Here is a 13773-nt window from a genome sequence, read left to right on the forward strand (position 1 = left end):
TGACCCCATGCCGAACTCAGAAGTGAAACGCCGTAGCGCCGATGGTAGTGTGGGGTCTCCCCATGCGAGAGTAGGGAACTGCCAGGCATCAAACAAGTAAGAAGCCCTGTACTGACGTACAGGGCTTCTTGCGTTTTCGTTTTTGCAGGAAAAAATACAGTTCCGTATGGCATTTTTCCAGCCTGAATCGCTTTAAATGATGCTGAGTTCGTCGTTTAGGTTTCCTGTTTTACCCCGAAAATATCAGGATCGACCGCGACGGTACCGTGTATCTTTATCTCTAAGTGAGGAGATATGCGGAGAAGAACGTGTCTGGAAACGTTTTATTAAACTACATGCCAGGGTTGAAAAACTTATTATCGTACGAGAAAAGCTGGCTAAAACAAGACATTAAGGCTGGTTTGTCCGTGGCTGCCGTCGCACTTCCGGTGGCTATTGCTTATGCTGAGTTGGCAGGTGTAGGGGCTATCGTAGGGCTGTATTCCTGCGTTTTGCCGATGATCGCGTATGCGCTGTTTGGTTCTTCCCGTCAGCTTATTGTTGGCCCTGATGCAACGACCTGTGCGGTCATTGCGGCCGTTGTGGTTCCTCTGTCCGCCGGAAACCCCGAACTTCACTGGCAACTGACGATTGTCATGACATTGATGATGGGAGGATGGTGCCTGCTGGCCAGTAAATTTCGCCTTGGGGCACTGGCCGATCTGCTTTCCCATCCCATTCTGACAGGTTTACTTAACGGCGTTGCCGTGACGATTATCGTCGGGCAATTAGGCAAGGTTTTTGGGATCCAGCTTAATGAAGAGCAGGTCATCGAGAAAATCATTGCTCTGCCAGGACGAATTTCAGAAGGCCATTTATTAACCTTCGGGATATCCGTTTTAACGTTAGTGATTTTAATGGCGATCAAAACGTTTCGCAGACATTGGCCAGCCCCGTTGGTTGCCATTGTGATCACTACGGCACTGGTATGGGCCACATCGGCGCAACAGTATGGTATTGCCACTATTGGTGGCGTTGGCTTCCAGTCTGGATTACCCGTCGTTCACTGGGGATCGTTCCAGCCTGCTCTGATGCGTGATTTAGTGATCCCTGCGCTGAACCTGGCGCTGGTCAGTTTTGTCAGCCTGATGCTGACCGCTCGCAGTTTCGCTGCGAAAAATGGCTATGACATTAATGCCGATGCTGAGTTCAGAGCGCTGGGTCTGGCGAATCTTATGTCGGGCTTATCTCAGGGGTTTGCTATTAGTGGCGCCGATTCCCGGACTGCGGTTAATGATTCCAGTGGTGGGAAAAGCCAGCTGGTTTCCGTTGTCGCCGCCGTCATCATTGGCATCGTTGTGCTGTTTTTCACCCAGCCATTACAATACATCCCGGTATCTGCATTAGGGATTGTTTTAATTTATGCCTCCTGGTCATTGATTGATTTACGCGGGCTATGGAGCCTGAGGCGAAGAAATAAGCACGCTTTTCGCCTGGCCTGTTTCACGTTCGTCTGCGTTTTAATTATCGGCGTTATCCAGGGGATCGGTCTTGCGGTGTTACTTGGCCTGCTGCAGTTCCTGCGCACGGTCTTTCGTCCTTCTGAGCATTTGTTAGGAACGGACGAACATGGAATGATCCACTCGTTAGGCAACACCACTGATATAAAAATGATCCCCGGCGTGCTGATGTATCGATTTAACTCACCGCTGACCTATTTTAATGTGGCTTATTTCAAACGCCGTGTATTGAATTTAGTCGATGGTGCAGCGCGACAACCGAAGTGGGTGGTAATTGATGCCGTTGCCTGCTTTACCCATCAAGATATCAGCGTCTTAGCAACTATTAATGAGTTAAAGCGTGACCTGAAAAGCCGACAGATTACGTTAATTCTTGCGGGCCGGAAAACGGAATTAACACGCTGGTTTAAGGAAAGTCGGCCCACAATGAAAGATGATGACATGATTCTGGTGCCAGACCTCTATCTGGCGATCCGACTCATTCACAGCACAGAGAGTATGAATGAGGGGGAACAAGGGGATGTTGAGCTAACCTGATGTGGGAAACAGAATCCCCTCGATCAGAAGGGAGTGGCCACGAATGTTCCCAGGGCCCTGTCTTTGTAAGACAGGGCCGGTGTTGGATTTATAAGGGTATCCAGGCCCCCCCTGCACGATGACTGTCCAGCACTGCTTCAATAAAACGCATGCCGTTCACTCCCTCTCCCACACAGGGAAGATCGTCCGTCTCCGTCGGGGGAGGAACTCCCGCCTGCATGGCATGAATGCGCAATGCGGCATCGGTATACAGCTGAGCGAACGCCTCCAGATAACCCTCAGGATGACCGGCTGGTACACGGGTGGCATGCGTTGCTGCCGGACTCAGGCTACGCCCCCGGGTTAGCCGCTGGGCCTGACCCGCAAGTGGGGTAAACCACAGCTGGTTCGGTTCCTCCTGACTGAAAACTAAACTGGCACGGGAGCCGTATATGCGCAGTACCAGGCGGTTTTCCTCGCCACTGGCGACCTGACTTGCGACCAGTGCACCCCGGGCCCCATTGGAATAACGCATCCAGACCTGAACATGATCATCAACCCGTCTGCCGGGTACAAAGGTGTGTAGCTCGGCGCTGAGCGTCTCCGGCAACTGGCCGCTGACAAAGGCGGCGAGCTGCCAGGCATGGGTGCCGATATCACCCAGACAACCGGCCTGACCGGATCGGGCGGGGTCGGTGCGCCAGGCCGCCTGACGATTACCGCTGGCCTCCAGCGGTTCTGCCAGCCAGTCCTGAAGATACTCCACCTGCACATAACGCAGCTCGCCGAGCTCACCCGCCGCCACCAGGGCGCGAGCATGGCGTACCATCGGGTAACCGCTATAGGTGTGGGTCACGGCAAACAGCCGCTGCTGCCGTTTTGCCAGCGCGGCCAGGGCCTCTCCTTCCGCGAGCGTCAGCGCCAGCGGTTTATCGCAGATCACGTGGATACCGGCTTCCAGAAAAGCGGTGGCCACAGGGGCATGCAGATGATTAGGGGTCACGATAGCGACGACGTCTATACCGTCTGGACGGGCGGACTCCTGCCGGGCCATTTCGCGATAATCGCTGTAGCTGCGCGGCAGTCTCAGTTCAGCCGCGCTGGCCGCTGCTCTGCCAGGATCGCCTGAGAGGGCCGCCGCGACCAGTTCGTAGCGGTCGTCCAGCCGGGCAGCCAGTCGATGTACGGCACCGATAAAAGCACCTTGTCCTCCTCCCACCATGCCAAGACGCAGACGGCGATTCATGTTTTAGCTCCCAGCCCCAGTAAGGTGGATAGCTGAGCCGGATCGAGGCGGCTATCGGCAAAGTCATCGAAGGCATGATCTGCCACCCGAATAATGTGCTGGCGAATAAATTGCGCCCCTTCAGCAGCCCCGCTCTGTGGGTGTTTGAGAGCACACTCCCACTCCAGCACGGCCCAGCCGGCATAGTCATACTGGGTCAGCTTCGAGAAGATAGCCGTAAAGTCTATCTGCCCGTCACCCAGAGAGCGAAAACGCCCTGCGCGATCCTGCCAGTCCTGATATCCCCCATACACACCCTGACGGCCGGTGGGTCTAAACTCCGCATCTTTCACGTGAAACGCTTTGATTCGCTGATGATAGATGTCGATAAATGCCAGATAATCAAGCTGTTGTAATACGAAGTGGCTGGGATCATAAAGAATATTGGCACGTGGATGCGCATCCAGTGCCGCCAGAAAACGTTCGAACGTCACCCCATCGTGCAGATCTTCACCGGGGTGCAACTCATAACACACGTCAACGCCTTGCTCATCAAACGCATCCAGTACAGGACGCCAACGGCGCGCCAGCTCGGCAAAGGCTTCATCAATCAGCCCTGCCGGTCGCTGCGGCCAGGGGTAAAGGTAAGGCCAGGCAAAGGCGCCGCTAAAGGTAGCATGTGCTGTTAATCCCAGACGCTGAGAGGCCTTCGCCGCCGCCATCAGTTGATTAACCGCCCACTCGGTACGTGCTGTCGGCTTACCGCGCATTTCGGGGGCCGCGAATTGGTCAAACAAGGAATCATAGGCCGGGTGCACCGCCACCAGCTGCCCTTGCAGGTGAGTCGAAAGCTCCGTGATGACGAGCCCATGCTCGGCCAGCTGTCCGGCTACCTCGTCACAATAGGTTTGGCTGTGTGCCGCCTGGTTCAAATCGAACAAATGGGGGTGATTCGTGGGGAGCTGTACCCCGGTGAATCCCAGCTCTGCGGCCCAGCCAGCCAGTCCCTGCAGCGTATCGAAGGGCGGGTCGTCACCGATAAATTGTGCAAGAAAGATCGCCGGTCCTTTGATGGTTTTCATGCGCAACTCCTTCATCACGCGGTGATAGTGGGGGTTGCGGGGCGATCAGCCCACCCCGCATCTACACAAACTCAGAAGGGTGAATCAGGGAAGTAGAAATCTTTGGCATTGTCTTTGGTGATCAACACCGAAGGAATAATGGTTTTGGCTGGCAGGTCCTTGCCTGCCAGGCGCGCCTCTGCGGTCAGTTTGATCGCATCGTAGATAAACTTAGGTGAATAGGAGACGTTCGCCTGGATGCGCGGATCATTTCCATCCATTAACGTTTTAATTGCCCCTTTGGCACCTGCACCACCAAAGACAATTTTGATGTCATCACGTTTGGCCTGGTCAATGGCCTTGAGTACGCCGACCGCCATATCATCATCGGCAGCCCAGACGGCATCGATATGCTTATAGCGGGTGAGGTAGTCCTGCATCACTTTGAAGGCATCATCCCGGTTCCAGTTACCGTATTTGGCATCAAGAATTTTCATCTCAGGATGTTGTTTGATCACGGCAGAGAATGCGTCAAAACGCTCGTTATCCAGCGTGGTTGGAATACCGCGCAAGACCACCAGATCGCCTTTGCCACCCATGGTCTTCGCCAGATATTCGGCCGGCAGTTTACCAAATGCGGTGTTGTCACCGGCGACGTAAGCATCCTGGGCTTTAGTGTCGGTTAACCCTCTGTCAACGACAGTGACATATACCCCTTTATCTTTCACCTGAGCCACTGGCTTGGTCAGCGTTGCGGATTCAAACGGGAAAATGACCAGGGTGTTCATTTTGTTGACCGTTAACAGATCCTGCAGCTGGTTAGCCTGTTCTGGGGCGTTGGCCGCCGTTTTCACGATGACCTTGAGATCGGGGTGCGCCTTCTCCAGATCCTGTTTGGCCTTGTTGGCCCACCAGACGATGCCAGAGGTGAAACTGTGGGTGGCCGTCGGAATAGAAACGCCCAGCGTTACACTCTCTGCCGCCCAGCTGGTATTGAGCGAGCAGGCAAGGACACTGGCACCAATAATGCGAAGCACGTTATTCATCGAGTTATCTCCAGTTAATCTAACGGTTTGCCCGCGTGCCGCGGATTTCCTCTGTTACCACTATCTCAACGCCCGCGCTGCAGGAACGCGACGATGATAATCACCACCCCCTGAACGGCGGCATTGAGATAAACGCTGATGATGCTGGTGAGATTAAGAATGTTACTGATCACGGAAAGCAGGATGGCGCCGATCACCGTACCGACAATGCGACCTTCCCCTCCCTTGAGGGTCGTCCCGCCTACCACCACGGCGGCAATCGCTTCCAGCTCCCACAACAGTCCGGTACTCGGCGTGGCGGAACCCAGCCGCGGGACATACAGTAAGGTCGCGATGCCGACACATAACCCGAGCAGCGCATAGGTCAGGATTTTGATGTGATCGACGCGGATCGCGGCATAACGAGCAACCTGCTCGTTCGATCCGATGGCCTGCGCATAGCGGCCAAAAGCGGTACGGTTGAGTAACACCCCGCCCGCCAGGGCCACGATGGCAAACACCCACACCGGGATAGGCACGCCGAGCAAACTGCCATAATAGACAGGGCTGTAGATATCCGCCTGGGTGTCAGCAAGCGTGAGTGCGCCCCCATCAGCCAGCCAGGTGAGGCAGGCCCGAAAGATACCCAGGGTACCCAGAGTGACGACAAAGGGTTCGATCAGCCCTTTGGTAATCAACACGCCATGCATAGCACCAAACAGGGCACCCAGCACCAGAGCAAACAGTGCCCCGAATACCACGCCAGCCAGCGGAGAAGCGGAGAAGTGATTCATAAACAGGATCACACAGCCTGCGATCAGTGCTGCCATGGAGCCAACCGAAAGATCGATCCCGCCGGACATAATGACAAAGGTCATGCCCACCGCGATGATGCCGATAAAAGCCGTGCGGGTCAGCACATTCATCATGTTATCGAGGGTGGCAAAATCCGGGTTGAGCAGAGTGCCGACGATGCACAACAGAATCAACCCAATCAGCGGGCCAAGCCCCGACAGGTGCGACCAGGTGCGACGCAAGGCCAGGAAACGATCAGCGGGTACCGGTGGCATAGGTGATCAGCTCCTCTTCGTTCAGTTTTTCAGCGCTAAGCTCTGCCTGCAACCGCCCCGCACGTAACACCAGTACGCGATGGCACAAGCCGATCAGTTCAATCAATTCGCTGGAGATGACAATCACGGCGCGTCCTTCAGCAGCAAGTCGTTGAATCAAAAAATAGATGTCTCTTTTGGCACCCACATCGACGCCACGAGTGGGTTCATCAAGCACGATAACGCGCGGGTCCGGGTGCAGGAATTTGGCCAGCACCAGTTTCTGTTGATTCCCCCCGGATAGCATGCGCGCCCTGGCGTTAAGATCGCCCACTTTGAGCCCAAAGATCGTTACCGCCTGCTCAAGCGCCTCCTGCTCTGCGCGCTGATTGAGTAACGGCGTGGCGTAGCGTTCCAGGGTCATCAGCGTCAGGTTATCACTCAGCCCCAGGTTGATATGCAAGCCCTTACCTTTGCGATCTTCCGGCATATAGGTAAGGCCATGACGCATGGCATCGCGTGGATTCCTGGGCTGAACTTTTTTTCCACCCAGCGTCAGCGCCCCGGCACTGCGTGGCCGCAGCCCCATGATGGCTTCAAAAGCCTCAGTACGTCCGGCTCCGACCAGTCCGGCGAAGCCGAGGATCTCCCCCGCGCGCACGTTAAAGCTGAGTTCGTCGATCCAGCCGGGTACTGACAGCCCGTCGATGGCCATTGCCACAGGGGCCTCTCTGGCGGGTGTAAGCTTGGGGGGAAACATGTCTGACATGTCACGGCCTACCATCAGGTTCGCCATCTGCTGGCGCGTAAGATCGGCGGTGGCGGCGCGGGTCACAAAGCGGCCATCGCGCATCACCACGACCTCATCGGTTATGGCTTTAACCTCATCAAGTTTGTGAGAGATGTAAATGATGGTGACCCCATCTGCCTTAAGCTTGCCTATCAGCGCGAATAATCGCTCCGTTTCCGCTGGGGTCAGCGTGGCGGTGGGCTCGTCCATGATTAACAAACGCGCCTGGCGTGATAAGGCTTTAGCGATCTCGACCAGCTGCTTCTCCGCGACGATCAGCCGCCGGACCAGCGTAGTGGGCGAGATCCTGAGGCCGACGTCGGCAAGACGGAGCGCGCTTGCCTTTTCCATGGCGCGCTCATCCAGCAGCCAGCCCCGTTTATATTCATGGCCGAGGAAAATATTTTGGGCAATCGTGAGGTGCTCAGCCAGGTTGAATTCCTGATGGATCAGTACCACACCGGCTTGTTCGGCATCACGAGAAGAACGGAAGTGACAGGCCGTGCCGTCAATGCGCACCTCTCCTTCGCTGGCCTGCTCATAACCGGAGAGAATTTTCATCAGGGTCGATTTACCGGCCCCGTTTTCCCCCAACAAGCCATATATTTTGCCCGGCGCCAGCGTAAAGCTGACCCCATGCAACACGCGCACCGGGCCAAATGCTTTGCGGATCCCGACAAATTCAATCGCGAGGCTCACAAGGACGTTCCTTGTTTATTCAGGTACATCCCCTCCCACGCTGCGCCGCTGATCCCCATCATGCTCACCCGGTGTTATTGATTGTTTCCTGAGTTTGAGTGCAGTGCACAAGGTATAAAAATGCAAGTCAGCTCAATGATTTCTGCCGGGCGGCGCAAAATTTGTGTTTTCAAACACGTCATCAAAGATGGAATGCAGTTTCTGGATACTGTCGAAGTACGCCAGAGAGGGCTGGCGTTGGCTAAAATGAAGAGATGCGCCATGCGGAGTCTCTCGCCATGAATGCCCTCGCGTTTCACCTTTATTTCATCGCTCTTATCACCGCCTTACTGCTCGTCGTTCCTGCGTATGCTGTTTCTGCTGAGCAAAATCAACCGCCTGCGAAGTCTGAGCACGTTAAGCCTCCGCTGGAGGAGCGCGAGGCGCTCGAAGTTAACAGGGAGGAACTGCTGAAACCCTGGGTGGGGGATCTGCCAGGGATGCTCGATCGCCGGGTGATACGCGTATTGACGACGTACAGCAAGACCTTCTTTTTCATCAACAAGGGAACCCAGCGCGGTGTCACCCATGACATGTTTATGGCGTTTGAACGTGAACTCAACGCCAGGTTACTGAAGGAGGACAAGCTCAAACAACGCCATCTCAAAGTACGTATTATCTTCGTGCCGGTGGCGCGCGATCGGCTGTTCAAGGCCCTCAACGAGGGACGGGGTGATATTGCCGCCGCAAATCTGACCCTCACGCCGGATCGCCTGAAACTCGTGGATTTCACCCTCCCTCTCTATCCGAATGTCCAGGAACTGCTGCTCTCTGGCCCTTACTCCCCCAGGGTAGACACCCTGGAGCAACTCTCGGGCAAAACGGTATTTGTGCGCCGCTCATCGAGCTATTACGAGAGCCTGACAGCGCTTAACGCACGCTTTGTAAAAGCCTCACTTCCCCCTGTTATTCTTGAAGAAGCACCTGAATCACTTGAAGATGAAGATCTTATCGAGATGGTGAACGCGGGACTCATCCTGCTGATTGTGGTTGATCGCCATAAAGCTGAGTTTTGGAAACAGGTATTTCCAAAAATTCAGATCCACGAAAACATTGTGTTGCGTGACGATGCCAGCATTGCGTGGGCAGTACGCAAAAATAGCCCGGCACTTCTCGCGCTGCTGAATGACTTCGTTAAGGAAAATGGCCAGGGCAGCAAACTGGGCAATACCTTGCTGTTTCGCTACCTGAAGAACGCAGACTATGTCAAAAGCGCAGCCGCAGAGAAGGAGCGTCGCAAGCTGCTGAAAATGGTCTATTTATTCAGGAAGCACGGCGACCGCTACGACGTAGACTGGCTGCTGATGGCTGCCCAGGGTTATCAGGAGTCGCGACTCGACCAGTCCGCCCGCAGCCATGTCGGTGCTATTGGCGTGATGCAGGTGATGCCGCGTACGGGCAAGGAACTGAAAGTGGGCGACATCCGTAAGCTGGATCCCAACATCCATGCGGGGGTGAAATATATGCGCTGGATGATAGACAGTTACTACGGTAATGAGCCGATGACCCGTCTGGACAAGGCGCTCTTCTCGTTTGCCTCTTATAACGCGGGCGCGGCCGCATTACCCGGCTACGGGCTGAAACCAGGACCCGTGGCTTTGATCCCAACGTTTGGTTTGGCAATGTGGAATATCTGGCTGCTGAACGGATCGGGGCTGAGACCGTTACCTATGTGAGTAACATCTACAAATACTACATCGCCTATCGCCTCATCATGGACGAAGTCGCGCGTAAAGAGAAAGACGCGGAGGAATCACGGGGTCACGTTGAAGTCGCCCCGGACCACTTCAACACGTCATTTTCATTAGATGATGGAAAGGGTGCTGAGATCCCGTCTGAAAGTCAGCAGACCGGGGCGCAGTAAGCATAGGGCAGAACGCTAAAAAGCAAAAAACCAGCCCTGAGGCTGGTTTTTCTAAATAGTGGTGCCCGGACTCGGAATCGAACCAAGGACACGGGGATTTTCAATCCCTTTAAAATTGCTTTAAAAGCATTGGTAACTGCACGTGGGAGTCTACTTAACCTTACCTTTGTTGGTTGAATAATGTTAGATAACGGTTTTGTGTGTATTTTCTGTACACCCCTGTATGATTTTTGTCTAGACATTCCCTTTGGTCAGTCTACCAAGGTTCTACCATTCTGAAAGATACTGATACAGATCCTCTTTTGACTGTACAATCTATGATAAGCTTTTCATCTTTATGCAGATAAAACTGGGGGAGACATATGAGGCCAAGATTACTTATAGCGTTTGCGATATTTCTTGGTTCTTATCTACCGCTTAGTACGATTTTGCTTGTTCAGGATTTTGATAAGAAAAAAGCAATGGGTGAGGTGTGTCTAAATGTCTTTTTAAATGAAAATTGTCATTTCCCTCTGCAAAAACCATGGCTTTCAATCGGTTTTCTCGTTCTTTGTTTGATATGTTTTTTATTCTCGTGGATTGCATTGAAGTTAACAAAAGAAGGAGGGACAGATATACATATAAAAACAGTAAAACACACGCCCTCGGATCTGATGAATTATGTTTTACCTTATATAGTATCTTTCATGAGTATAGATTATATGCAGGATGCTAAATTTATAGGATTTCTGATATTTTTACTATGGTTATTTTGGTTATCATATAAGTCTGGTCAGATTATTCTTAATCCAATGCTTGTGGTTCTTAATTGGCGAATGTATGAAATTACTTATTATTACCCTGGGAATGAAGGTGATGAATTCACAGGTGTCGTTTTATCTAACAAAACTCTTGAGCCTAATAGTACGTCAAAGACTCAAAATATTCAGTCTGTGATTGTAATAAATAAAGAGGGATAACAATGATTGAAGCACTAGAAAATTTTAACATTAACGAAGCATCCTTAACATTGTGGGTCTTTAGGAAGAAGATAGAACAGACCCTGCCTGTATATTCTGCTCGTTGGGTTAGTATTTCTGAAAACTTAGAAAACGAATTAAAGGTTTTTATAAATAATGAAAAATTGCGATATACAGAAGTTATTGATTATGGTTTGTTAGCTCAAAATAATGAGGCTAGCTTACTAAAAATAGGAAGCGATGAAACTGAGGTGGATAAGGTAATATTATGTTCAGCTAATCAGACTCCTGAGCGAAAAGTTCAAGATGTTAAACATCTAAACAATTGCGATTTTTATGCAGTAAAATTAGTACATGGTAATGACACGTTATACTGTATAAAAAAACCGATGCTTCATGGAAAACTAAAAAAAAGAAAGGACTGAAGTCGTTGGTATTTGAAGAGCATACTCTTGCGATTGATGACACACCCAGGTTCGATATAGCAAAGTGTTTTGATTTTTTTGTTTTAGGAAATGATATCCTTATTAAGGAAAAAGGTGTTTTTGAGTCTCTTTTAAGCTATAAACAAGCACATATAACTAACTTTAATACGCTTACCGTTGAGCCTGAATTTTCAGGATTGTTTACAGACTTGGCTCCTCTTAATGAATATGTAGGTAATAATGCAATGCAGTTACGTAGAGCATCAGCTATTCAACAAAAAGGGTATTATAAAAACGGCGCTTTTATGGCCAGTTTAGTTGCAAACGCTCAGCGTTTTAGATTAAATCTTCAGTTTGATCCACATGGTAAAATAATAGTTACTAAAGCATGTTGTCCTGATGTTTTTCAGGCGTTGTTAGATCACAGGTTACAGTCTCATTACCAAGCTCATTTATATGATGTGCCCAATGCTCAACCTGTATGATGATTTATAAACACGTGTGGTTTTTTATTGTAAACCACACGTGTTTTTATTTAATCAGAAGTTTGTTTCCTTACGTTAATTCAAACATGTGCCTTCTTTAATTCCATATATGATTGGCGATTTTAACTCCCCTTGGTATTTGTATAAACTGAATAATTAAAGTTGACTTATGACTTTTATAAAATGCACTTTGCAAATACTGTTAAAATTTATGTTCTTATTGCGGGGTTGAGTGTTGTGGTATCGTAACGCATTATCTCATGGATAACATTCATGTGCGGTAATGCTTCAAGAAAGTCTTGCCTTTCAATTAATACAGTTAAATTCCTATCTATTTCAAAGACCATATCAGATAAGACCTCAACCAGCCTGATTCGGGACAGGGAAATAACGAACACGCCCGATAAAGCACATCCGGCAAGAAACCACTCTGCATGGCTGCAAAGCAGACGATAGGGATGAACGGTATGGCTGACGTTTTCGTCGGTTCTGATACGCACTTGGTTCTGGTTAAGTATGGCGAGGGTTAGTCTGCTGAAATCACCGAACAGCGTTGGTTTCTGGCGCGGCTCCGGTAGCATAATCCTGTAGGGTGAAGGGTGCTCCCCGTCAAGCAGAAGGCTCAGCAGTTTGGCATCCATCGCGGGTAACAGACGGTCGAGATGCAGTAGTCTCGCCAGTATTTTCATATCCCGTTCCGTGCGGCGACGAAAGTAATGTGAGGCGAGCTGATACACGCCGTTTGCCTGTTCAATATCAAGATACGTGAGGCGGACATTGAAATCCCTCCGCAGCGTTCGTGTTGTCACCCCGAATTCTTCTGCCAGCGTCCCGATATGCAACTTTTCACCCTGAAACAAACGGCTCAGGATGATGGAGAGGCGGGTTGCCAGTCTGTCATGTTCGTTTTCTTGTGTTATCAGCGTCATACATCGTTCCCGAATTTTGCCCGGAAATGATGCCAGCAGTAGCGGACAGGATTTGTCCGCCCTCTGAAGTTTTTTAAAGCCTGAAAATCTTAAATGTAATTGCTAAGCGTCAGTATTCTCAGGTGAATAAAGATGCTTCTGGCGCATGTAGGCAATAAAAATACAGGATGGTAGCGTCACCCGGTATGCGGGACCGGCTAAATCTTTCAGCAGCCAGAGAGAACTGAGCACCCAGCCTACGGGACCGGCAAAAGCGCCCATGGTGCGTGTTAGCATGGCATTTCCTGCAACGGTCAGCCCTCTGCCTAACAAGGCTTTCGCCACGCCATTCGTTACAACAAGTGCCATCTGATAGGCCGCAAACCCGGATGTTTTTATCCCCGCCTGTATTGCCATGGTTAGCAGCCCCGGCGTGGGATTGCTGTGGCCTGTCTGCAATTCTTCCGCCACGGTCTTTAGCTGGTCGGGCGTCATCTTCTCAAGGCTTTTCTCCAGAATCTTCATCAACAGATTCATTTCAATGGTTTCAACACTGGATTTGCTGTTGTAGTTCACCTTCATTTTATCGCAGGCATCGGTAAGAATTTCCCGGTACAGCACCCCTTTACCCCAGCGGAGCAGCGTAGCGAAGTTGTTTGCGCCAAATGTCTGAACCTCGGCGGCAATGGCATCCCAGTAGCGCGGATGGTTGGGCTTGTGTTTTTTATACTGAGGATCGTAAGTCAGCGTTTCCGTAATACGTGCCAGTCCGTCTTTCGGATCGCAGATAAGTACAGAAACCAGTAAATCCAGATCGTCACGATGGCAGTGGCGTAGAAACTCAAGGTCAGGGTCGTGTCGGTAGGTAGCCATATTTCACATCATAGCGGATATTGGACCTGACAGTTTAAGGATGTCCCCGGACAGGGCGTGTCCGGCTGAAAAAGAAAAAAGTAAAAAAACCTGCCCGAAAGCAGGTTTCTGTTCATCGGATATCACGTTCCGGTTATTTTTTACGCCATTCCTTTTCCACTTTATCCGCGAAGGCATCGCACTGCCGGGCATATTCCGGGTTATAGAGCAGCTCCGACTGCGAAAGCTGCTGATCCTACCCGCGAATAGTGGACACGCGACTAAGTGAGTAAACTCTCAATCAGAGGTGACTCATGACAAAACCAGCATCAACCAGTAAGAAGCCACGCAAACAGCACACGCCAGAATTCCGCAAC

The 13773-nt window shown here is 51.1% G+C and carries 11 protein-coding genes, 1 rRNA gene and 1 pseudogene; 6 read left to right on the top strand and 7 right to left on the bottom strand.

Features of this window, described 5'->3' with window-relative positions:
• Positions 1-87: ribosomal RNA gene (gene rrf / locus M8014_RS00165) — 5S ribosomal RNA — on the top strand; the annotation flags it as partial.
• 248 nt (positions 88-335) lie between these two features.
• A complete protein-coding gene (locus tag M8014_RS00170) occupies positions 336-2036 on the top strand; it encodes a SulP family inorganic anion transporter (protein ID WP_272501303.1) in 1701 nt (566 codons plus the stop codon).
• An 88-nt stretch (positions 2037-2124) separates the two neighbouring features.
• On the opposite strand, the gene M8014_RS00175 is transcribed toward M8014_RS00170, so the two are convergent.
• From M8014_RS00175 to M8014_RS00195, 5 genes are all read right to left on the bottom strand, one after another.
• The gene (locus M8014_RS00175) at positions 2125-3261 is read right to left on the bottom strand and encodes a Gfo/Idh/MocA family protein (protein ID WP_271280570.1); all 1137 of its coding nucleotides are present in this window, start codon (positions 3259-3261) and stop codon (positions 2125-2127) included.
• Complete coding sequence (locus tag M8014_RS00180) at positions 3258-4322, bottom strand: sugar phosphate isomerase/epimerase family protein (RefSeq protein ID WP_271280571.1); 1065 nt, start codon at positions 4320-4322, stop codon at positions 3258-3260. The genes M8014_RS00175 and M8014_RS00180 overlap by 4 nt, the downstream gene beginning before the upstream one ends.
• A 71-nt stretch (positions 4323-4393) precedes the next feature.
• A complete protein-coding gene (locus M8014_RS00185; RefSeq protein ID WP_271280572.1) occupies positions 4394-5347 on the bottom strand; it encodes a substrate-binding domain-containing protein in 954 nt (317 codons plus the stop codon).
• Positions 5348-5412: 65 nt separating this feature from the next.
• On the bottom strand, positions 5413-6396 hold the full coding sequence (locus tag M8014_RS00190) for an ABC transporter permease (protein ID WP_271280573.1): 984 nt from the start codon (positions 6394-6396) through the stop codon (positions 5413-5415).
• Entirely contained in the window at positions 6377-7864 is a 1488-nt protein-coding gene (locus tag M8014_RS00195) for a sugar ABC transporter ATP-binding protein (protein ID WP_271280574.1), read from the bottom strand. Before M8014_RS00195 ends, M8014_RS00190 begins: the two co-directional genes overlap by 20 nt.
• A gap of 278 nt (positions 7865-8142) precedes the next feature.
• Here M8014_RS00195 and M8014_RS00200 point away from each other — a divergent pair.
• The 4 genes and pseudogenes from M8014_RS00200 (at position 8143) to M8014_RS00215 (ending at position 11636) form a co-directional block, all read left to right on the top strand.
• A pseudogene (locus M8014_RS00200) lies at positions 8143-9767 on the top strand (MltF family protein).
• A 362-nt stretch (positions 9768-10129) separates the two neighbouring features.
• A complete protein-coding gene (locus M8014_RS00205; RefSeq protein ID WP_271280575.1) occupies positions 10130-10726 on the top strand; it encodes a hypothetical protein in 597 nt (198 codons plus the stop codon).
• A gap of 2 nt (positions 10727-10728) precedes the next feature.
• Positions 10729-11151: a hypothetical protein gene (locus M8014_RS00210; protein WP_271280576.1), complete on the top strand. Its 423-nt coding sequence runs from the start codon at positions 10729-10731 to the stop codon at positions 11149-11151.
• Positions 11148-11636: a Kiwa anti-phage protein KwaB-like domain-containing protein gene (locus M8014_RS00215; RefSeq protein WP_271280579.1), complete on the top strand. Its 489-nt coding sequence runs from the start codon at positions 11148-11150 to the stop codon at positions 11634-11636. Before M8014_RS00210 ends, M8014_RS00215 begins: the two co-directional genes overlap by 4 nt.
• 209 nt (positions 11637-11845) lie before the next feature.
• Here M8014_RS00215 and M8014_RS00220 read toward each other — a convergent pair whose 3' ends face one another.
• Both M8014_RS00220 and M8014_RS00225 read right to left on the bottom strand, forming a co-directional pair.
• Positions 11846-12565 carry a DeoR family transcriptional regulator gene (locus tag M8014_RS00220; protein ID WP_271280577.1) on the bottom strand — a complete coding sequence of 240 codons (720 nt, stop codon included), beginning with the start codon at positions 12563-12565 and terminating at the stop codon, positions 11846-11848.
• A gap of 102 nt (positions 12566-12667) precedes the next feature.
• Positions 12668-13417, bottom strand: a complete 750-nt coding sequence (locus M8014_RS00225; RefSeq protein WP_271280578.1) for a YaaW family protein — start codon at positions 13415-13417, stop codon at positions 12668-12670.
• Between the last annotated feature and the right edge of the window lie 356 nt (positions 13418-13773).

Source organism: Silvania hatchlandensis, from assembly GCF_025564065.1.
Taxonomy (GTDB): Bacteria; Pseudomonadota; Gammaproteobacteria; order Enterobacterales; family Enterobacteriaceae; genus Enterobacter; species Enterobacter hatchlandensis.